Raw genomic sequence first — 22,920 nt, forward strand, 5'->3', positions numbered from 1 at the left:
TCTAAACATGTGATTTGAATCAAAGAAATAAAATGACAATGTTTGACACCCGGCCGAAATGGTTTAACATGCAGGTCCTTTTAACCAAAATTTCTAAAAGAGAGATACCGATGAAAACATCAGCTTTACTGGCAACCCTGTTGGCCGCACTGGCCCTGTCCGCATGCGGCGACAGCTCTTCCGGCTCCGGCAGCGCAAGCTCGGCAGTCTGCGACGAATACGAAAAAGCATTTGCCGCATCCGTCGAAGGTGTGGACGCAGCAACTAAAGAAATGATGCAAAAATCGTTCGACCAGACCAAAGAAGCGCTGAAAAACCTGCCCGCCGACCAGCGCGACGCCACTTGCAGCGAATCGCTGAAAGCACTGAAAGGCGAACAAGCCGGCGCCGCCGAAGATAAAGCCGAAGAAGCGAAAGAAGCTGCCGAAGAAGCCAAAGACGCCGCGGCTGACGCTAAAGAAGACGCCCAATAATACGGCCGTTTACCATCGGAGCCGTCCGAATATTCAGACGGCCTGCGCTAAAACACCGGATTTCGAACCATACGGAATCCGGTGTTTTTTTGCCTTTACCGCGCGGCAGGCAAATCGGAAACGGGGCGCTGCCGGTTCTGCCCATCAAAAAAGGCCGTCTGAAAACGATACTTCCGTTTTCAGACGGCCTTTACTTTACCCTATCGCGGTATCAGCCGTTTACCATTGGTAGCCCACGCCTGCGGTGGCGCCGTAATGGCCGCGCGAGTTGCCGGTGGCCGTACCTTTGATAATCCAGTTGCCGCCGTCGGAGATACTGGAGAAGCCGACGGCATAGCCGCTTTCGCCCCTGTATGCGCTGCCGGAAACGGCCATCATGCTCTTGCCGGGCAGATAGGCCTGCGGCAGACCGGCCACAGCCATCGCCGCTGCGGTACCGGCTTTAGAGTCGCTCTCGACATCGTTGATACGTTGGTTCAACTGGTTGCCCATGTTCGCAACGTAATTGTTGATGCTGTTGATGCTCTGGTTAATCGCCTGGTTGGTGTAGTACAACTGGCTGCCGTTGATGGCGTCGGTCGAAGCCGCCGATACCACGCCTGCGGCCACGCCTTGTACCTGGCGGGTTTCGTCCGCGTTGTTGCCCACGGTTACCACACCGGCCACTTTATTGGCGGTTGCGCTCGAACCCGCTTTGCCTGCGACGGCTGCGTCGTTCAGGCCGCCGTAGGTGTACGCTTCGCCGGAAGCGGTATTGGCGGTATGCACGCCGCTGGTCGTAGCGCGGTCGCCGAGGTACACGGAATCTGCCGTACCGGCGGTGATGTTGCTGCCCAAGGCGTAAGCATTGTTGGCGGACACGGTGTTGTTGTTACCCACAGAGTACGAGCTGTTGCCGGTAACCACGCTCGGGTCGCCGATGGCGCCGGAGGCTTTGCCGCTGACGATGTTGCCGGTACCGATGGCGATGGTGTTCTCGGCGGTGGCCTGCGCACCCTTACCGATGGCGATGGCATTCATGCCGCTGGAGACGGATTGTCTGCCGATGGCCAGCGTATCGGAAGCGGAAGCCTGAGCCTGATAGCCGACTGCCGTCGAGTACGCGCCGCTCGCGCTGGAATCCTCGGTATTGGTGGCCTGAACCGCAGGATCCACTTCGCCGTCGTTGGTATGGAAGAACCTGATACCTTGCTCGTTTATACGGCCTACGGCTTCAATCACGTCATTGGTGACATACATGCCTTTGCCTTCGACGTTATAGGTAACCAAAGTGTAACCGTTGGACTGCGCCACGGTGGTTTGGTTGGTTACGTTTTTAACGTTGCCGTTCTGGCTATTGTCCACCAAGGTAATGCCCTTGATATTGCCCACGTTGCTGGTACCGGTGCTGCTGTCGGTAGTCGGTTTGGTGGTGCTGTGGTTTTCGCCGTTGCTGCCGATTAACTGGTAAAGCTGGTGCAGCTGGCCGCCGTTGACGGCATCTTTGCTGTCTGCCGACACGGTTCCGGCCGCAACGTTGGTAACCTTGTTACCGCCGTTGTTGAGGCCGCCCGAAGTCAGGCTGACTGCGTTGTTGCCGGAACCGACGGTAACGCCGCCGTTATCCACCACGGTATTGCCCGCAGTAACACTGTTGACGTTCAAGTCTTTGTTGAGGCTGACTTGGACGCCGGCTGCGTCGGCTTTGGTCGTGATGTTGGCATCGCCTTTCACCGCTACGCTGTCGCCCAGTTTCTTCGCACCGGTGCTGCCGCTGTCGCCGGTAAAGGTCAGGCCTTTGGAATCGACGATGTCTTTGGCCGCCGCACCTTTGGCGATGTCTGCTTTGACGTTTTGCGCCAAATCGACGGCGTAATCGGTAACGTTGTTGCCGTCTTTCGCGCCTTTGGCCACGACGATGTCGGACGAACCGGCGGATACGCTGGCACCATCGGCGTTAACGGTGTAAATGGTCTGGCCGTTGCCGCCCTGGCTGCTGGTTACGCTTGCGATGTTGGTTCCGCCCGCCACTTCGGTTTTGGCCGCTGCGGCTTTTTGGTTCAACTGGCTGACGTTGACGGCATCGGTGTCGTTGACGCCTGCGGCCACGTTGGTCACGGCTTTGTTGCCCGCGTTGATGCCTGCGGCGGTTACGCCCACGTCTCCGGCTTTGAGGCCGTCTGAAGTCAGGGCTACGTCGCTGCCTACTTTGACGCCGTCGTTGTTCAACACGGTATCGCCTGCGGTAACGCTGTCGGCTTTCAAGTCATTGGCTGTCGCCACTTTATAGGTGGTGCTGCCGTCAGAGTTGTTCACGGTTTCGACTACGATATTGTCGTGGCCGCTGGCAACTTTGCTGGTGGCCGCCGCTGCCGCTGCATCGAGCTGGGCTTTGTTTACTGCGTCGTCATCCGCTTCGCCTTTGGCAACTTTGCTGATTTTGTTGCCGCCGTTGTTGAGGCCGTCTGAAGTCAGGCTGACCGGCTGTTTGCCGTCAGCGGGCGTAATGGTCATGCCGCTGCCGTTGATAACGGTATTGCCGCCGAGCACGTTGGCAAAGGTCGCGCTGCTCAGGTTGGTCAACGTTTTATTCAGCGCCACGCTGATACCGTCTGCGTCGGCTTTGGTCGTGATGTTGTCGTCGCCTTTCACCGCTAGGCTGTCGCCCAGTTTCTTCGTACCGGTGCTGCCGCTGTCGCCGGCAAAGGTCAGGCCTTTGTTGTCGACGGCTTCTTTGGCCGCTACGCCTTTGGCGATGTCCTCTTTGGCTTCGTCGGTCAGGTCGAGCGCGTAATCGGTTACGCCGTCGTCGTCTTTCTCGCCAGCGTTCACTTTAACCGCGCCGCCGGCAGCCTGGCTGAGGGTAGTCTTGTCGGCATTGACGGTGTACTCGGTGTTGTTGCCTTCCACTTTGCTGCTGACGGTAACGTTTTTACCTGCCGCTACGGTGGTGGTTTTTTCGCTGGCATCCAACTGCTGTTTCAACTGGCCGAGGTTGACGGCGTCGGTGTCGTTGACGCCTGCGGCCACGTTGGTGATGGCTTTGTTGCCCGCGTTGATGCCTGCGGCGGTTACGCCCACGTCTCCGGCTTTGAGGCCGTCTGAAGTCAGGGCTACGTCGTTGCCTACTTTGACGCCGTTGTTGTTCAACACGGTATCGCCTGCGGTAACGCTGTCGATGTTCAGGGCTCTGTTGAGGCGGACTTGAACGCCGTCTGCGTCGGCTTTGGTTGTGATGTTGTCGTCACCTTTCACCGCCAGACTGTCGCCCAGTTTCTTCGCACCGGTGCTGCCGCTGTCGCCGGCAAAGGTCAGGCCTTTGTTGTCGACGGCCTCTTTGGCCGCTACGCCTTTGGCAATGTCCTCTTTGGCTTCGTCGGTCAGGTCGAGCGCGTAATCGGTTACGCCGTCGCCGTCTTTCTCGCCAGCGTTCACTTTAACCGCGCCGCCGGCAGCCTGACTGAGGGTGGTCTTGTCGGCATTGACGGTGTACTCGGTGTTGTTGCCTTCCACTTTGCTGCTGACGGTAACGTTTTTACCTGCCGCTACGGTGGTGGTTTTTTCGCTGGCGTCCAACTGCTGTTTCAACTGGCCGAGGTTGACGGCGTCGGTGTCGTTGACGCCTGCGGCCACGTTGGTCACGGCTTTGTTACCCGCGTTGATGCCTGCGGCGGTTACGCCCACGTCTCCGGCTTTGAGGCCGTCTGAAGTCAGGGCTACGTCGCTGCCTACTTTGACGCCGTCGTTGTTCAACACAGTATCGCCTGCGGTAACGCTGTCGGCTTTCAAGTCATTGGCTGTCGCCACTTTATAGGTAGTGCTGCCGTCAGAGTTGTTCACGGTTTCGACTACGATATTGTCGTGGCCGCTGGCAACTTTGCTGGTGGCCGCCGCTGCCGCTGCATCGAGCTGGGCCTTGTTTACTGCGTCGTCATCCGCTTCGCCTTTGGCAACTTTGCTGATTTTGTTGCCGCCGTTGTTGAGGCCGTCTGAAGTCAGGCTGACCGGCTGTTTGCCGCTTGCGGCGGACGGCGTAACGGTTACACCGTTGGCCGAGATTTTGCCGGTGTTGCCGTCCGCGTCTTTAAATTCGGCGGAAGCCAATTCTTTCAACTCTTTGGCCAGTTTGACATTCAGCGTATCGCTGCCGTTGGAAACGACGCCGATATTGCCTTCGCTCAGTTCGGCCGCATCTGCGCCGCCTTTGACGAATACTCGGCTGCCCAGTTTGCGCTCGAAGTTTGCGGTATCGTTGTCGCCGCCGAAAGTCAGCGGGCTGGTAACGGCGGTGTTCAATGCATTCAGCGCGGTACCTACATTGTTGTAAGTCTTGGCGGGCTTGCCTTCCGCCGGCGTACCGTCAACCAAGGCATAGGCCGGAGCAACCAGATTGCCGTCGTTGTCGACGCTGCCGCCCAACACTTCGGCCGTTTTGGCCGCCGCGTTGTACAACTGGCTGCCGTTGACGGCTTCTTTGCTGCCTGCGGCAACTTTGCCTTCGGCAACGTTGGCCAGTTTGAACGGATCGGTCGTGCTGCCCGCCGCGTTTTGCAGGGAGGCAATCACGTTGGTGTCGGCAATTTCGTCGCCTTGTCCGTTCGGTCCGGTACGGAAGCTGCCGTCTTGTTGTTTGTACACTCTGTTGCCGGAAGCATCGGTGTAGACCACCGGATGTTGTGCAGTTTCGGCAAGGTTTTGCGCATCGACGCTGACTTTGACGGTGCTGACGCCGTTTGCACTTTCTACGCTGACAGTCGTACCGGTGCCGTTGGCGAAGTTAACGGTATCGTAGGCGGTAACGACGTCTTTCGCTTCGCTGTTGCCTTGCAGGTTCCATCCGGCGTTCAGTACGTCGTTCACCGTGGCGGCATTGCTGCCGTTGATGTTTGCGGGCTTGGCCCCCGATGTATCGCCTGCGGCGACTGTGGTCAGGTTGTCGCCCAAGCCGCTGATTTTGCCTGAGGTACCATCGATGGTAATCGGTTTGGCCGCGTTTTTACCGACGGTAATCTTATCGGCCAGGCCGAAATCGATTTGGTTGTCGGACACGGTCGTTACGATGTTTTTGTCCACGCTGGTATACAGGACGACTTCGCCCGGTTTGACATGGTCCTTCGTCCCGCTGTTTGCCAGATTGCTCTTATCGGCGGTAATGTTCAGACCTTTCTGCAACTCGATGCCGATGTTGTCCAACGCGCCCTGTACGGTATTGGCCGCCACCGAAGAACCGTCGGATTTGGTTACGTTGAACGTCGGTGCGGCAATACTGCCGTCGGCATTGCTGAAGGCCGCGCCCAAGGCCGCCGCCAGCGGTTTGAGCTGGCTGACGTTGGCGGCATCGGTATCGTTTTTACCTGCGGCGACCGAGGTAATCGTTTTGCCGCCGTTGTTGAGGCCGTCTGAAGTCAGTTTCACGGGATTGGCGGCCGTACCCACGGTTACGCCTGCGGCGTTGACGGTAGTCGTATTGCCCGAAGTATCGGTAAAGGCGGCCGAATCCAAGCCTTTCAGTGCTTTCGCCAGTTTGACGTCCAATGTGCCCTGGCCGTCTGAAACGACGCCGATGTTGTTGTCGCTCAACTTATCCGTATCGGTTTCACCGCCTTTGACGGTAACGGTGCTGCCCAGCTGTTTGGTAGCCGTCGCCCCCGTATCGCCGGCAAAGTTCAGCGGACTTCTCACGGCATCGCTCAGGGCGGAAAATGCTTTGTCCGCACTGTCGTAAGTGGTCACGCCCGCAGTGGCCGGGCTGCCTGAAATCACAGTATAGCTCGGCGCGGTAATGGTACCGTCGGGATTAACCTTGGTGCCGGCCGCTTTAGCCAGTTTGTCGAGCTGCGCCACGTTTACCGCGTCGTTCTGCTTGGTACCGGCTTTGATATTGCCCAAAGCGGTCGGCGTGGAAGTCTGCGGGTCGGTCGGATTCAGTGCCGCGATGGTGATGTTACCGGTATCGGTGTAAGGCGTACCGTCTTCGGCATGGACGAACGATACGGTTTTCACACCCGTATGCGGGTCAACGTCCACTTTACGGTTCAGGATTTTGCCGTCCGAACCGATATAGGAAAACGGTGCGTCGTTATTGACCGTTGTCAGCGTGCTGACGCGCAGGTTGTTCAACGCGTCGGTCAACTGGCCGAGATTGACCGCGTCGGTGGCACTGTCGCCCCTGCCGACATTGGTAATCTTGTTATCGGCCATATCCAATCCGCCTTTGGCCTTAACCACGCCTGAAAACTCAGGGGCGTCCGCCGTGTTGATGCTGACGGTGCTTTCGTTTTGGTTCAGGACGATGTTTTTGCCTGCTTCAAGCGTGATGGTCGAGCCGCTGGTGATTTCTTTCAGCGAATGGTTGTTTGCCTGCCCGTTGGTGCCGCTGGTGGCCGCCGTAACCAGTTTGAATGATTTGTAGGCACCCGTATTCAGCGCCGAAATCGCACCTTCGATGGTGCTGGCGCCCGTGCCGCCGATATTGCTCATGGTAATTCCGCCGTCGGCATTCAACTTGGCATTGCCGCCCAGCACTCCGGCAACGGTTTTACCCATATTGTCCAAAGAAGCCTGCGTGGAGTAGAGCTGGCTGCCGTTGACGGCGTCCGTACTGTTTGCATCGACGCGGCCTGCGGCAACGTTGGTAATGGCTTTGTTACCCGCATTGATGCCTGCGGCGGCTACGGCAACGTCTCCGACTCTGAGGCCGTCTGAAGTCAGGCTGGCGGAATTGCCGCCGGCAGACGTGATGTTCACGCCACTTCCGTCAACGACAGTATCGCCTACCGTTACTTTATTGAAAGCCACTTCGTCTTTGGTCGCAACGGTTATTTTGTTTTCGGCCTGGGTCAGCTTGATATTTTTTCCCGCATCTACGGTAACAGTTTCGCCGTTTTGTACGTTTTCGACGTTCGAACCGGCCACTTCGCCTTCAGATTGGGAAGTTTGCAGCTTGAAGCCGGCCGATTTGAGCTGGGCCACATTGACGGCATCGGTGTCCTGGGTACCTGCCGCAAGGGAGGTAATCTGGCGCGTGATGTTTCCTTCGGCATCGCCCACCGACACGGCGGCACGGGTGGATTTCCATGCTGCAATGGTTTTATCGGCAGCCGAACCCAACGGATCCGCACCCACCGCACCTTTGTCGACGGAAGCTTTGCTGGCACGTCCCAAAGCAACGCCGTCTGAAACGGTTACCGACGTGCCGCTACCCAATGCGACCGCACCGGTAATATTTTTCTCGCCGGCAAAAGTTACGGTATCGCTGCGCGGTAAATCCCTGCTCGGATTGGCGGCCCAGTTCGCAGTCGTCAAAGTCGCCGCAGAAGCGCCGATTTTTACATCGTTACCCAACACGAAGGTATCGGAAGTCTGGCTGCCGACGATATTTTTATTACCGATGGCGTAGTTTCCCGTACCGCCGATTACACTGCGCGTCTCCACATTCCTGTCGGCCCTCGCACCTGTTCCGGCGTTTTGGATCGCACCGCTCCATACACCCGAATATGCGCCGGAAACAACGGAACCCGAACCAAAGGCGGTACTGGCATGGGCATTTTGAGTAACCAAGGAATCGCTGCCGATGGCGACGCTGCTATCCGCATGGGCGGCCGAATAACGGCCTATCGTGCTGGCACGGATTCCGCTCAAAGTTCCGGTACCCAATGCCACACTCTGCGCACCGAAAGCATTGGCCGTAGAGCCGATTGCCGTCGCATAATCGCCTGCTTTGGAATAAGAACCGATGGCCAGCGCATTGTTTTCCAGAGCTTTTGCACTGTTACCGATGGCAACCGTACTCAATTTCAATGCTTGGGAGAGTTTGCCGATGGCAATAGAGGAATCTCCGTTTGCAATATTCTGCTTACCGATAGCAATGGCGTTAGAGGCATTTGTATTCGTGTTACTACCGTCCGTCGAAATGGAAACTTTGTTTTCGGAACCGATGGCGATGGCCGGTTCTTCATTGTCCGCGCCTGTGCCGCCAACGGTATTCCTACTTCCCATGACGATGGCGTGGGTACGGTTTACCGTATTGCTGTTACCTTGGATGTGAACATTGGTAACGGCATTGATACTATTGTCATTGCCGATTATCGTGCTCTGCGTGGCGGCAATCGGTGCGCCCTGCGCACCGTTACCGTTGCCCAAAACATGAGTGTTTGTACCGCTGACGAAACCGCGTCTTCCGATAACGGTAGAAGATTCGCCGCTTGCTTCGTTAGTGCTGCCAATCGAAATTGACTGGTCGCCTTTTGCTTTGACATTTTGTCCTATTGCAACGGCGTTAATTCCCTCTGCCAGCGCATCGACACCCGCCGCCAGCGCGTTTTCGCCGGTTGCGCCGTCGTTGTTGTAGTTGCCTTTCGTGCTGTCCGTATTTTTAACGCTGTAAAAGTGGTGTTTCGCGGTATTGACGGACTGATTGAGGCTGTTAATCGAATTCCGGATATCGCCGACAGACGTATTCAAACCATCAATGGCAGTGTTGGCTTTATCAGCCGCCGTATTTGCAGCATCGGCGGTCGTTTTCAGTGCCGCCAAGGCATCGTGCACGGTATTTTGGTTCGTACCGCCAAGATTGTTTACGGTCAGGTTGCCCGCGCCATCCACGGCAGTCTCGCCGCCCAAGGCATTTTTAGTGGCGGTGGCAAGGTTGAGCAGGTAGGAATTGGTGGCGTAGAGCTGGCTGCCGTTTACGGCATCAGTGCTGTCCGCACTGAGCACGCCGGCGGCCACGTTTTGAATCTGGCGTTTGGTACCGACTGTTTTACCGACGGAAACAACGCCGTATGAATCCTTACCGGCGGCGGTATAACTGTTGCTCAGGGTATACTCACCCGCATGTGGCGCCTCGGTAACGCTTCCCGCGCCTAAAGCCACGTCGTTCTCATTGACCGCCTGCGAAGCATAGCCCAATGCAGTCGAATTTACGGCTTCGGCCTTAGTATAAGCGCCCACGGTAGCGGCTCCGGCGGCATTTGATGTTGCTGAAACACCGAAGGCAACGGTATTGGCACCCAAAGCACCGGCAGAATGGCCGATAGCCAGCGCTTCGCTGTCTGTTGCCTGAGCCGTATTACCAAATGCAATCGAACTGTTGCCTAGTGCTTTGGTATCCAAACCCATAGACATAGCATAATTTTCGGCGGCTACTGCACCGCTGCCGATGGCGATACCGTTAAGTTTGCTGTCTGATACGGTGGCTTTGTTACCGATAGCAATGGCAAACTTACCGGAAGCATTGGAATCTATACCCAATGCTACGGCTTCGCTGCCGGAAGCATTGGCACGCTGACCGACAGCCACCGCAGATACTCCGCTTGCAAGGGTATTGTGGCCAATCGCAACGGTTTCATGGCCGTTTGCACGGGCATTGCTGCCTGCGGCCACCGAGAAATCGCCGGCAGCGGCAGCAGCCACGCCCGCCGCCATAGCGTTTGTGCCCGTTGCACCGTCATTGGCGCGGTTGCCTTCCGTATTATCTTGTTCCGTCGGATTTACCGAATAATATTTCACACTTGCGTCGGCAATTTTGGTTGCCAGCACGTTGGCCACAGAATAAAGCTGGCTGCCGTTAATGGCATCGGTAGAAGTCTCAGAAATCGCGCCCGGTGCGATATGTTTGAGTTGGCGTTCGTAGCCCGCACTACCGAAGGATACCTGGTCGCCGGCGATAATCCTGCTACCGCCTGCAAAATTGCCGTATTGTACGCCGTTGACGTTGGCGTCGCGTTCGCCCGTTGCATCTGTTTCCGTCGTGCTGCCCGCACCAATCGCCACCGCATTGCCTTTGGTCGCTCTCGCCCCCATACCGAATGCGGCAGAAGCCAAACCTGTCGCACTTGTACCCGTACCGAATGCGGTTGAAAGCTCGCCGGTGGCTTGCGATTTAGTACCGATGGCTACGGCTGCTTCGCCCGAAGTCGGTTGAATATAGCTGTTCTTTCCGGTTGCCATCTCGTCGCCGGTATATTCCCTATAGATTTCTTTAACGGTTTTGCCCGAACCGTCCTCTACCTGTTTTTCTGCAACGGTGTCCCAGTCATCCGAACCGATGACGATAGAGGAGTTGCCTTTGGCGGTAACATTGTTACCGATAGCGGTAGACTGGTCCCCCCAGGCATTGGCAAAGGCACCGATGGCCACAGTCTGGTTGGTATCTTGATTTGAAGCAGAGTCTGCCGGATTGATCGCCGAAGCGTTATAGCCGATAACCACGGAACGCGAGTTATTGGAGTGCGCTCCCTCGCCAATCACTATCGAGCTGTATTTCAAAGCCCGGGCATTATTACCGATGGCGATTGCGGCAGCCTGTGCCGCCATGCTGGATGTACCGATGGCAAGTGCATTAGTATCATCGGCATTCGCCCCCTGACCCAAAGCAACGGCATTCGCCTGACGGGCATGGCTGTTCAAACCTATAGCGACAGCTTGTTCACCGTCTGCATTAGCCGAATGTCCGAACGCGATGGAATCGACTTTCCAAGCATTGTTGTTCGTACCGATAGCAATGGCATCTTTGCCTTCGGCTTTGTTGCTCTTACCGAAAGCCAGGGCATTTTGGCCGGAAGCCACGGTAGAATCACCCATCGCAATGGCATCGCCTGCCGATGCCTGCGAATTTTTACCGAAAGCCATCGCACGGTTTTGGGCGGCGTTGGCATTGTTGCCGACGGCGACGGCATCTTCGCCCAGCGATTTAGCCTCATTGCCCAAAGCAATGGCATTTGCTTTGGCCGCATTAGCTTGGCGGCCCACTGCAAGTGAATTTTCCCCTGTCGCACGGTTATTGAAACCCAGTGTAGCCGCACCCAAAGCAGGCGCCTGACTATAAGGGCCAACAGCAACCGAGGAATTTCCCTTAGCCATCGCGCCATCACCGAGAGCTACGCTGGATTTGCCTGTTGCCTGGGAGTTTTGGCCGCCCGAAAACGAGTTCTGCCCATAGGCATTGCTGGCCTGGCCGATGGCGGTTGCATTTGTGCCGCTCGCGGTGCTTAGCGCACCGATCGCTACGGAACCTGCACCCGTGGTCGTACCCGAAACGTTGGGATCGGCGGGCGCCGTATCCGCATTAACCGAGGCTCTATTACCGATTACCACCGCATTTTGCGCCTCTGCCTTGGTTTCACTACCGATGGCAACGGTCTGTTCGGCAGTTGCCTGAGTCGCGTAGCCGATGGCAACAGTATTGTTTTTGTTTGCTACGACGTCGGCACCGACGGCGATAATGTTATCGCCCCTTACCAGCACATGGGTACCGATACCGATAGATTTTGTTCCCTGAACCCCGAGGGCGGCGGCCCTGCCCGCATCGTTACTGCCGATGCCGATGGAACCCTGGCCGTTTACCGATGTATCCGCACCAATCGTGATGGCTTTTTGACCGGTCGCTTTGATGTTTACACCGATTGCCGTTGAATTGTTACTTGCCGCAATGGTAGTGGAAGTACCGGAGTTCGGACCGATTGCCAAAGCGCCGTTGTTACTTGCCTGAGCATTGTTACCGATAGCTACCGCACCGGAACCGTGAGCCGAGGTGGTGCCGTTGCCGATGGCGAATGTCGCGCCTCCCGTAGCGGGTTTTTCAGTAATGGTCGCCCAAACCCCTTCCGACATTCCCAGCAATGCCATACTCAATGCAGTCAGTCTGAACAAGGCTTTCAGACGGCCTTGTTCGACGGCGCGGACTTCTTCTGCTGCGCCGCCGACTGTCGACGAGGCTTTGACATGTCCTTTTGCCAATTCGGAAGTTACGACGAAAGACTGGATCGTACGGTTCCAAACAATCTTGAAAATCTTGTTCATTTTATTTTCCTAATAATGTTAAACAAATAAATTTAATATATTACTGATTTTCTAAAATACTCCCGCCATTCGAAAATCAGTTTGCGTGGGACGGAGCAATCCGCATGTTGGAAATCGGGTGAGCTCTTTGTAAAAATACCAAAACAATATGACGATTATTGTCACTTCCAAACAAATTTCAGAATAAATTTATATCCTGAAAGATAGTATCTATACTTTAAATACAATCCGTTCAGGATTATAAACAATCCGATTATCTATGAAATATAAAAAATTTAACTTTATTTTTCATTTTTAACGGAACTCTGACTGGCAATATCGAAGCAATTACTATGCCAAAACCTGAAATCCGTTTTACGGCGTCTGTATTTCTACGGCATTTTCCGCATTTTCAGACGGCAAAAAAAGAATACAGGCCGTCTGAAAATTTCAGACGGCCTGTATCAGAAAAGCATATCGATTAATTTTGAACAATTTTAGAATAATTGCTTGATTAAGAAATTTTAACAATCAGAACAACGGGATACCGCCACATTCGTTAGACGCCGCCCCAAACGGGTAAAAACAAAAGCAGCGGCATCAGAAAGGACACGGATGACATTTTCAGACGGCCTGACGGAAATGCCCGCAGGCCGTCTGAAACCGATTCAGTTTCCGTCCTGTTTTTCCAGCCGCTGTTTAAACCGCACGCCGGCGGCATGATAAAACGGTTTGGGTGAGAACTGGCGCGAGACCTGCGAAGCGGTGATGGCACCAATAAGCAGCCAGAACAGCAGATTTTGTCCGCCGGTCATCTCCATCACCACCACGCTGGCGGTCAGCGGCGACTGGGTGGCGCCGGCAAGGAAGGCCGCCATGCAGATGAGGACGACGACGTTGACTCCCGTTTCCAGCCCGACCAAGGCGGCGATATGGCTGCCGAGCATGGCACCTATGGTCAGCGACGGGGTAAAGATACCGCCCGGAATACCCGCCCAATAGGAAAACACGGTGGCCGCCCACTTGGCGGCGGCGATGCCGAACGGTGCATCGTACATGCGGCGCAGCGCACCCGATGCTTCGTTATAGCCCGTACCGTAAGTCTGCCCCTGATAAACCGTTCCCAACAAGGCCAGCAACACGCCCATTGCGGCAGCCAGCAGCAGCGGATGGCGGACAATCAGGCCGCGCCATTTTTGCGGGGAAAACGCCGCCGCGCCTTTATACAGAAATTGCCCGAACAGGCCGCCCGCGATGCCGCAAACCAGCCCCGAACCCAGCACCCATAGCAGCATATTGTCCAACTCGCCGCCGTGGAAGCCCGAAAAATACGGGTTGTTGCCCTGTACGGCCACTTGGATGAAACCCGCCGCCAGCACGCCCAACAGGATTTGCCGTTCCCAGCGCAGCATCACGCCCCGACCCAGTTCTTCAATGGCGAAAACCACGCCCGCCAACGGGGCGTTGAACGCCGCCGCCAATCCGCCTGCCGCACCCGCCGCTATCAGATCGTTTTCCTGCATCCCCCTGAACGCGAGATTGTGTTTTTTACACCAGCCGCCCCAAGCCGACATCACCGCCGCGCTGACCTGTACCGACGGCCCTTCGCGGCCGATGGACGCGCCGCACACCATGCCGATGAAGGTCAGCGGGATTTTGAGCAACGTCTGTCCGAACGGAATCAAACGGGTTTTGTTCACCCCGTAGGGCAGCGACAGCGAGGCCAGCACCTGCGGAATGCCGCTGCCCGCCGTATACGGGGCGAAACGGCGCGTCAGCCACGCAATCAGCGGCAGGCCCAGCGGCAACGCCACCCATGCGAACCACGGATATTGCCTGACCAGCCTGGCGTTGGTTTCCAACGCAAAGTCGGCCATATGTGCGAACAGGAGCGACACCAGCGCAACCAGTGCCGAACCGGCAAGCAGGAAAGCGAAGGCGGCGGTTTTGCGGGAAAGGCGGCGCGTCTGCCTGAGTTTGTGGGCGATGCGCAAGCCGATAAATCTTGGGAGAGGCATTTTGTCGTGCAGATGGAAAAGTTGGATAAAAGGCCGTCTGAAAATGAAGTTCGGCAGGCTTAAGCAGGGACAGACAATCAGGTTTTTCAGACGGCCTGTCGGATTTGCTGCATCATCGCGGCCCTGCCGCAACATGTCTGCTGCTTAACTATTGATAGAGTTGATTAGCTGCCGACGGCACTAACCGCCTGCCGTCATTCCCGCGCAGGCGGGAATCCAGAACGTGGAATTTCAGAAATTTTTTCTTCATCGGTTTCTTAAGCCGAACAGTCTGGATTCCCGCCTGCGCGGGAATGACGGAACAGAGGCCGTCTGAAACCCATTTTTCAGACGGCCTCCTGTTTACGAGCGGTAATCCGCATTAATCGATATATATTCGTGCGTCAGGTCGCAGGTGTATACCGTCGCTTCGGCCTTGCCGCGCTGCAAATCGATGCGCACGGTGATTTCGTCTTCATCCATTACCGCCTGCCCCTGCTCTTCGGTGTAACTTTCGGCGCGGCCGCCGTGTTCGGCAACCAGCACGTCGCCCAACCACATCCTGATTCTGTCGACATCCAAATCGGCGATGCCCGCATAACCGATGGCGGCCAGCAGGCGGCCGAGGTTGGGGTCGCCGGCAGAAAAAGCGGTTTTGACCAGCGGGGAACGGGCAACGGCATAAGCGACCTTGCGCGCCTCTTCCCTGTCGGCGGCGCGTTCCACGCGGATGGTGATGAATTTGCCGGCACCTTCGCCGTCGCGCACGATGGCCTGCGCAAGTTCCAGCGCGATGCCGCCGAGCAATTCTTTCAACTGGCCGTAACGCGGGTCGGCGGTATTGTCGATTTCCATCTGACCGCATTTGCCCGTGGCCATGATGACGAAGCTGTCGTTGGTGCTGGTGTCGCCGTCGACGGTGATGGTATTGAACGTGGCATCGGCGATTTCCTGCGTCAGAAGCTGCAACACGGGTTGCGATACTTTGGCGTCGGTGGCGATAAAGGCCAGCATGGTGGCCATGTTCGGATGAATCATGCCCGAACCCTTGGCGATGCCAGTAGCGCGGACCGTGTGTTTCTCACCGACTTTCCCCTCGCGGCTGGCGGCCTTGGACACGGTGTCGGTGGTCATAATCGCGCGGGCGGCGTCGCTCCAGTGCACGGGTTTGACATTGGGCAGCGCGCCGATGATTTTCTGAACGGGCAGCGGCTCCAGTATCACGCCGGTAGAAAACGGTAGTATCTGCGAAGGTTTGCAGCCCACCTGCCGCGCGGCGGCCTCGCAGACTTCCACCGCGTCGGCGCGCCCTTGGGCGCCCGTACCCGCATTGGCGTTGCCCGTATTGATGACCAGCGCGCGCACGCCGTCTTCGTCGAACAGGTGCGATTTGGCGATATAGACCGGCGCGGCGCAAAAGCGGTTTTGCGTGAACACGGCACCGACGGTATTCTGGCTGTTCAGCACAATCAGCGTCAGGTCGTCGCGGTCGGCTTTTTTCACGCCGGCCTGACCGACGTATACCTGCACGCCGTCGATGCTCAGCAGTTCGGACGGGGATTTTTCTGTGAGGCGGACTGCCATTTTCTGCTCCTTGTTTTTCCTTGCGTTTTTCGTTTTCAGACGGCCTTTTGACGAAACAGGCCGTCTGAACGTTAAAATCAAGCCCGTCCGGCTTCCTGCGGGTCCGGCGGTATCGGATTGCTCTTGGCGGTGTGTTGCGTGCGGACGGCCCGTTTCGGCATCGGCGGGGCAAATCTTCTTTTTTTACAAAGAGAACGGTTTCTTTGTTTGATTTTTGTTAAGGTCTTAATCATAACGCGCAAGAGGCCGTCTGAAAAGTACCGGCATGAAAAACGGCATCCTTGCGGATGCCGTTGCGATATGTCAGTTTTTCCGGTAAGGGTTTTCCACCGCCTCAATCAGCGCCTTCAGATATTCGCGCAACTGCGCCTCGCCGCAACCCATCAGCAGCGCGTCTTCAAACGCGTCCTGCGCAAGCTGGTAAAGTTCGGTCATGTTTTCGGTCATTACCTTCACCTTCTCGGTACACGACACAATCTGACCGTCGTCGCCATACCATTTTGGCATTTCCGGCATACTCATGTTTCACGCCCTCAGTTCAGGAAACGGGACGGGTCGTTTTTCTTCACGCGGCGGCCGAACGCGTATTTCCGGTTCCAATATTTGTTGCTGAGGCTGGTGATTTCGATACGCTTGCCGGTACGCGGCGCATGGATGAAGCGGTTGTTGCCGATAAACAGGCCGACGTGGGAAATCCGCCCGCGCACCGTGCGGAAAAACACCATGTCGCCCGGCTGCAATTCGCTGCGGCTGACCATCGTACCCATCTGCGCCTGCATGGCGGACGTGCGCGGCAGGCTGATGCCCATGCTGTTGCGGAAGATGTGCTGCATGAAGCCGCTGCAATCGAAGCCGGTCCGCACCGACGTACCGCCCCAGCGGTATGCCACGCCCAGCAGTCCCATCGCGCTGCGGATAAGGTCGTCCGCATTGCCGTCGCGCTGGTAGTTTGCGGCCTGCGGCGCAATATCGCCGCCTTGCCCTTGCCCGTTCAGAATGGCGGCCGCGCGCGAAGAAGACGGAACCAGCAGTTTCTGTACGGTTATCGGCGAGCCGTAAGAAGGCCGCGCGGGCGTTACCGGCGCAGTAGCGGGAGAAGAGGGAGTAGTGGAATTGCCGCCGTTAAACTGGTTCAGCACCTGCTGGCGGTTGCTCAACATTTTTTCCAAATCGTCGGCGTGGATAGGGGCTGCAAGCAGGCAGGCCGACACCATCATTGTGATCAGTCTGACAAATCGGTTCATTCGGTATTTCCGTTTCAGACGGCCTCTGTACCGTCTGCTGTTTATGTTATTCTTAAAACTGTTTTCAGCATTTTCGGGTCCGATTGTATATAAAAATCGGGATGCTTGGCAAAAAAGCATCTGTTATATTGCGTTAACATATTGTTTTACAAAGACTTCATAAATAATCCTATATCATGATGATTCCCACTTTGCTCGCCATGCGCGACATATCCCGAATGCGCGAAATTATTACCGTTATGACAAAATACGGGTTGGGCGGTTTTTTGCAGCGCATCAAACTCTCCTACGGCAGCGCAGACGAATCTGCATCGGGCAGCCGCTATATGAGCACGCCGCGCCGCTTCCGTATGGCATTCGAAGAGCTGGGGCCGACTTTCGTCAAGCTCGGGCAGATTCTGTCTACGCGGGTGGACATCTTCGACGCGGAATGGATTGAAGAATTTGAGAAGCTGCAAAGCAACGTCGCCCCGATTCCGGTGGCAAGCATAGACGAATTAATCGAATCCTACCTCGGCAGGCCGATGGGGGAAGTGTTCCGTTCGTTTGATTCCGTCCCCGTCGGCAGCGCGTCCATCGCACAAGTGCACAAGGCCGTCCTGTCGGACGGCGAAACCGTGGCCGTGAAAATCAAGCGCCCCGACATCGAGCCGGTCATTCAGGCAGACTTGCGCATCCTGACCCACCTTGCCGGACTCATAGAATCGGAAATCCCTGAAGTGCGCCGCTACCAGCCGGTGCAGATGGTGCAGTATTTCGCCCGCAGTCTGGCGAAAGAAACCGATTTGTCGGTGGAGCTGCGCTATATGCAGCGCTTCGGCCAGACCTTCGACAGCGACCCGTCCGTCCGCATCCCCCGCGTCTATCCCGACATTTCCAACCGCCAGATTCTCGTTCAGGAACACATCGGCGACACATTATTAAAAGACATCCGCATCGAAACGCTCGATGCGCCAATGCGCACGCAGCTCGCCGCACGCATCACCGACACCCTGTTTACCATGATTCTGCAACAGGGCTTTTTCCACGCCGACCCCCATCCTGGCAATATCTTTATCGGTTCGGACGGCCGCATCACCCTAATCGACTTCGGACTGGTCGGCCACCTCAGCAGCACCCGCCGCCGCGAAATCGTCGACTTAATCAACGCCCTTACCCGCAAAGACCAGTTCACCATGCAATATGTATTAAGCAACTGGGCGCAGGGCGACCTGCCCGACGAAAACCTGCTCGGAGCCGACGTATTGGAAATGCTGCTCAACTACGAACACACGCCCGTGCGCGACCTGCGCATCAGCCAAGTCATCAACGACATCACCCAGATTATGCGCAACCACGGCCTGACACTGCCGGGCGACTTGGTCATGCTGTTTAAAACCCTCATCACGCTCGAAGGCGTGGCCAAGCGGCTGGACGGCCAAACCGAACTCTTGGAGCGCGCCAAACCCATCGTGGCCGACGCCTTTAAAGAGCGTTCCTCGCCCGAACACATTTTGCGTAAAGGCAGGATGCACCTGCAAACGCTGCTGCAAGCCGCCGACGAACTGCCGCAAAACCTGTTCCGCCTCAGCCGCCGCCTGCAAAAAGGCCAGATGGGGATTACGCTGGACTTCAAACGCTTCGACCAAATCAGCCACCAAATCGACCGTGCCGCCAACCGTCTGACGATGGGCATCGTTACCGCCGCGCTGATTATCGGTTCGTCCATCGTCATGAGCATCGAAACCGGCCCGAAATTCATCGGCTTCATCGGCTATCTGCTCGCCTTCGCCAACAGCCTGTGGATTATCTGGTCGATTTGGCGTTCGGGAAAACACTGAAACCTCCGGCGCACACGCCCTTTTAAATGAAATCAACCCCGTCAGGCCGTCTGAAACCGCGTTCCGCCGCACACCGTTTTCAGACGGCCTTGATTTATCCGCCGCCGCAACCATATAGCCGTCAATCCGTTATCCGCATAATATATAGAGAACACCATGACGCAACGCACCCCCGCCGCCGACAGCCGCACACGCTTCATCTTCGACGACATGCCCGTACGCGGCCTGCATGTCCGGCTCGAAAACGTATGGCGGCACATCGCAGGCCAGAAACCCTACCCCGCCGCCATCCGCCGCGCACTGGGCGAACTGCTGGCAGCAGGCGTACTGCTGTCGAGCAACCTGAAAACCGACGGCACACTGACCGTACAAGTACAAGGACAAGGCCGTCTGAAAATGCTGGTGGTCGAAGCCACTTCCGAACACACCGTGCGCGCTACCGCCCGCTGGGACGAACAGGCCGAAATCGGCGCGGACGAAAGCCTGACCGATCTCTTGGGCGACAACGGCATCTTCGCCCTGACGCTGCAACCCAAAGACGGCGAACAATGGCAGGGCATTGTCCCCCTCGAAGGCGACAGCATCGCCCACATGCTGATGAACTACATGAAACGTTCCGAACAGCTCGACACCCACATCACCCTATCCGCATCCGACGACGCCTGCGGCGGCCTTCTGGTGCAACGCCTGCCCGAAGAAGAAACCGACGGCGACGCATGGGCGCACGTCGGCACGCTGGCGCAAACCGCCACAGCGGAAGAACTGGTCTCGCTCGACGCCCACCACCTGCTCTACCGGCTGTTTCACGAAACCCCGCCGCGCGTGTTCGAACCCGAACAAATCGAATTTTCCTGCACCTGTTCGCGCGGCAAAGTCAGCGACATGCTGCTGATGCTTGGCGCGGCAGAAGTCGGCGGCGTTGTGGCCGAACAAGGCAGCATCGAAGCGGATTGTGACTTCTGCCACGCCAAATATGTGTTCGACGAAACCGACGTCAACGCCCTGTTCGGCGCAGACATCGTCGACACCGCGCGGCAGGAAATCCGCCGCCTGCAATAACGTCCGCTCCGTCAGGCCGTCTGAAAACCAGCCGCACGCTTTTCAGACGGCCTCATCGTCTTTCAGCGTATACAGCATAATTACAGACAAGATAATTACATACACTGTCGCATGTCTATCCAATCTGAGAAAAACCAGTCTTTTAAAATACTTGCCGTAAAATTACCGCGCACGGGCCGTCTGAAAGGCGGGTAAAGATTCCGTTAAAATTGCCCATCCCAGCCGAAACCATCTAAAATACAGGCAATTAAATTACATACCCTGCGCCGCCCTTCCATGAGCACAACCCCCTTTATCGAACTGAAAAACGTCGTATTCGCCTACGGCGACCGCCCGATTCTGCACGACATCAACTTCACCGTCGAACAGGGGAATTTCGCCGCCATCATGGGCGGTTCCGGCAGCGGCAAGACCACGCTGATGCGCCTGATTACCGGCCAAATCCACCCGCAGCAGGGACAGGTATTAATCGAAGGACGCGACGTCGCCCGCTTTTCCGACGCCGAACTCTACGAACACCGCCGCCGCATGGGCGTGTTGTTCCAACACGGCGCCCTTTTCACCGACCTTTCCGTGTACGACAACATCGCCTTCCCGATGCGCGAGCTGACCGGACTGCCCGAAGACGTCATCCGCGATTTGGTCGTCCTGAAACTGAACGCCGTCGGCCTGCGCGGCGTCGAACGCCTGATGCCGTCCGAACTCTCCGGCGGCATGTCGCGCCGCGTCGCCCTCGCCCGCACTATCGCGCTCGACCCCGAAATCATGCTCTACGACGAACCGTTTACCGGCCTCGACCCGATTTCGCTGGGCGTGATCGCCCACCTCATCAGCCGCGTCAACAAAGCCCTGCGCTCGACCAGCATCATGGTAACGCACGACATCGAGAAATCGCTGGAAATCGTCAACCAAGTCATCTTTCTGGCGCACGGCGAAATCATGTTCTCCGGCTCGCCGCAGGAAATGCGCGAACTCGATTCGCCGTGGGTCAGACAGTTTATCGGCGGTCTGGCCGACGGGCCGGTGGCGTTCCGCTATCCCGCCCAGACGACGTTGCAGCAGGATTTGATGGGGTAAAGGCCGTCTGAAAACGGCAAAATACGATGAAAACCGACCGGCTCCCGCTCCTCATCCTCGCCCTTGCAGACATCGCAGGCTTGGTTTACGCGGTTTACGGATTCGCCCGTGCGGGCACTTTCGTTTTGACGTTTTTGGCGGAACGGGTATCGGAAGCGGCAGCGTCTTTCTCGTTTGACGACTTCGGACTCAGCAGCCTTTTTCTGATCACGCCGTTGTCGTCGCTGCTTTTGTACTGCCTGCTGCCCGTTTCGGCATACGGCCTCTCCCGCGGCAGGACATGGGTAAGATGGGTGGTGCCGGCGCAGTTGCCGCTGCGCCTGCTGGACGCCTCGCCCACCGTTCCCGTGGCCGAAACCGCCCTCGCCGAACAGCTTGCCGCCCCGCTGCCCGAACTTTGGCAGACCGATGCGGTACTTGCTTTGCTGGTACTGGCCGAAGCGGGGAAAGCCGTATGGGTGTTTTACCTTGTGCGGCGGCAGAAATGATTTTTTCAGGCGGCCTCATCCCGTTGAGGCCGTCTGAAACTGCAAGCCGGATTTCCGAATCCGGCGAAACCTTTTAAAACACAACGCTTGTCGGATTCAGGCAGCCCACCCGTAAAAAATATGAACTTTATCCGAACCGTCGGGGCCAAAACCCTTGACTTTATCCAATCCCTAGGCAGCATCACCCTGTTTCTGCTGCGCATTCTGACGAAATCGGCCACGGCGTTCACACGTCCGCGGCTGAGTATCCGCCAAGTGTATTTTTCCGGCGTCATGTCGGTACTGATTATCGCCGTATCCGGCCTGTTCGTCGGCATGGTGCTGGGTTTACAGGGCTACACTCAGCTGGCCAAATTCAAATCCGCCGATATTCTGGGCTATATGGTCGCCGCTTCGCTGCTGCGCGAGCTGGGGCCGGTATTGGCGGCGATTCTGTTCGCCAGCAGCGCGGGCGGTGCGATGACCAGCGAAATCGGCCTGATGAAAACCACCGAGCAGCTCGAAGCGATGAACGTGATGGCGGTTGACCCCGTCGCCCGCGTGGTGGCGCCGCGCTTTTGGGCGGGCGTGTTTTCCATGCCGCTGCTGGCTTCGATTTTCAACGTGGCGGGCATTTACGGCGCGTATCTGGTCGGCGTGCAGTGGCTGGGGTTGGACGGCGGTATTTTCTGGGCGCAGATGCAGAACAATATCTCGTTCGGCTATGATGTCGCCAACGGCCTGATTAAGTCCGCCGCATTCGGTATCGCAGTAACGCTGATTGCCGTGCATCAGGGTTTCCACTGCGTGCCGACTTCCGAAGGAATTTTACGCGCCAGTACGCGCACGGTGGTTTCTTCCGCCCTGACGATTCTGGCGGTCGATTTTGTTTTAACAGCATGGATGTTTACCGAGTAAGTACAATGAAAAAAAGTATTTTAGAATTTTGGGTGGGCCTGTTTGTCCTGCTGGGCGCGGTGGCGGTCGGCTTTCTGGCGTTCCGCGTGGCAGGCGGTACGGCAATCAGCGGCTCTTCCGGCAAAAGTTATACCGTGTACGCCGAATTCAGCGACATCGGCGGCCTGAAAACGAATGCGCCGGTCAAATCCGCCGGCGTGCTGGTCGGCCGTGTCGCGTCGATTTCGCTCGACCCGAAAACTTATCAGGCCAAAGTCAGTCTCAATCTGAACAGCCAGTATAAATTCAGCAGCGACGTATCCGCCCAAATCCTCACCTCCGGCCTTTTGGGCGAGCAATACATCGGCCTGCAACAAGGCGGCGACACCGAAGATTTGGCTGCCGGCGACACCATTTCCGTAACCAGTTCCGCCATGGTGCTGGAAAACCTCATCGGCAAATTCATGACCAACTTTGCCGAAAAGAACGCGGGCGACAGCAAAAAAGCCGCCGATTCCGCAGCGGAATAACCGTAACCATAC

12 protein-coding genes are annotated in these 22,920 nt (G+C 56.7%); 7 read left to right on the forward strand and 5 right to left on the reverse strand.

The genetic code is table 11. The annotated features are described in order from the left end of the window. The first annotated feature begins 110 nt into the window (after window positions 1-110). Entirely contained in the window at window positions 111-473 is a 363-nt protein-coding gene (locus tag ACI43T_RS01575) for a DUF5339 family protein (protein ID WP_039850851.1), read from the forward strand. Between the two features lie 219 nt (window positions 474-692). Here the strand turns inward: ACI43T_RS01575 and ACI43T_RS01580 are convergent, their stop codons facing one another. The 5 genes from ACI43T_RS01580 to ACI43T_RS01600 all read right to left on the reverse strand — a co-directional run bounded on the left by ACI43T_RS01580 (window position 693) and on the right by ACI43T_RS01600 (window position 17,058). Further along, entirely contained in the window at window positions 693-12,254 is an 11,562-nt protein-coding gene (locus tag ACI43T_RS01580; RefSeq protein WP_405385343.1) for a YadA-like family protein, read from the reverse strand. 647 nt (window positions 12,255-12,901) lie between these two features. Further along, window positions 12,902-14,251 carry a chloride channel protein gene (locus ACI43T_RS01585; protein ID WP_405385387.1) on the reverse strand — a complete coding sequence of 450 codons (1,350 nt, stop codon included), beginning with the start codon at window positions 14,249-14,251 and terminating at the stop codon, window positions 12,902-12,904. A gap of 342 nt (window positions 14,252-14,593) precedes the next feature. Next, window positions 14,594-15,814 (reverse strand): bifunctional glutamate N-acetyltransferase/amino-acid acetyltransferase ArgJ, encoded by a 1,221-nt coding sequence (argJ, locus tag ACI43T_RS01590; protein WP_009174372.1) that lies wholly within the window; start codon window positions 15,812-15,814, stop codon window positions 14,594-14,596. Window positions 15,815-16,117: 303 nt separating this feature from the next. Then, the gene (locus ACI43T_RS01595; RefSeq protein ID WP_009174373.1) at window positions 16,118-16,336 is read right to left on the reverse strand and encodes a hypothetical protein; all 219 of its coding nucleotides are present in this window, start codon (window positions 16,334-16,336) and stop codon (window positions 16,118-16,120) included. Window positions 16,337-16,347: 11 nt separating this feature from the next. After that, complete coding sequence (locus ACI43T_RS01600; RefSeq protein ID WP_039850854.1) at window positions 16,348-17,058, reverse strand: C40 family peptidase; 711 nt, start codon at window positions 17,056-17,058, stop codon at window positions 16,348-16,350. Between the two features lie 176 nt (window positions 17,059-17,234). Here ACI43T_RS01600 and ACI43T_RS01605 point away from each other — a divergent pair, with 176 nt between their 5' ends. The 6 genes from ACI43T_RS01605 (at window position 17,235) to mlaD (ending at window position 22,908) form a co-directional block, all read left to right on the forward strand. Beyond that, window positions 17,235-18,878, forward strand: coding sequence for an ABC1 kinase family protein (locus tag ACI43T_RS01605; protein ID WP_405385344.1), 1,644 nt, complete (start codon window positions 17,235-17,237; stop codon window positions 18,876-18,878). Between the two features lie 156 nt (window positions 18,879-19,034). Then, the gene (hslO, locus tag ACI43T_RS01610) at window positions 19,035-19,937 is read left to right on the forward strand and encodes an Hsp33 family molecular chaperone HslO (RefSeq protein ID WP_405385345.1); all 903 of its coding nucleotides are present in this window, start codon (window positions 19,035-19,037) and stop codon (window positions 19,935-19,937) included. Window positions 19,938-20,213: 276 nt separating this feature from the next. Continuing rightward, a complete protein-coding gene (locus ACI43T_RS01615; protein WP_009174377.1) occupies window positions 20,214-21,014 on the forward strand; it encodes an ABC transporter ATP-binding protein in 801 nt (266 codons plus the stop codon). A 26-nt stretch (window positions 21,015-21,040) separates the two neighbouring features. Then, window positions 21,041-21,502 (forward strand): hypothetical protein, encoded by a 462-nt coding sequence (locus tag ACI43T_RS01620; protein ID WP_405385346.1) that lies wholly within the window; start codon window positions 21,041-21,043, stop codon window positions 21,500-21,502. A 120-nt stretch (window positions 21,503-21,622) separates the two neighbouring features. After that, window positions 21,623-22,399 (forward strand): lipid asymmetry maintenance ABC transporter permease subunit MlaE, encoded by a 777-nt coding sequence (gene mlaE, locus ACI43T_RS01625; protein ID WP_405385347.1) that lies wholly within the window; start codon window positions 21,623-21,625, stop codon window positions 22,397-22,399. Window positions 22,400-22,404: 5 nt separating this feature from the next. Continuing rightward, a complete protein-coding gene (gene mlaD / locus ACI43T_RS01630) occupies window positions 22,405-22,908 on the forward strand; it encodes an outer membrane lipid asymmetry maintenance protein MlaD (protein ID WP_039850855.1) in 504 nt (167 codons plus the stop codon). The last annotated feature ends 12 nt before the right edge of the window (window positions 22,909-22,920 follow it).

Source organism: Neisseria oralis (genome assembly GCF_045062685.1).
GTDB classification, from domain to species: domain Bacteria; phylum Pseudomonadota; class Gammaproteobacteria; order Burkholderiales; family Neisseriaceae; genus Neisseria; species Neisseria oralis.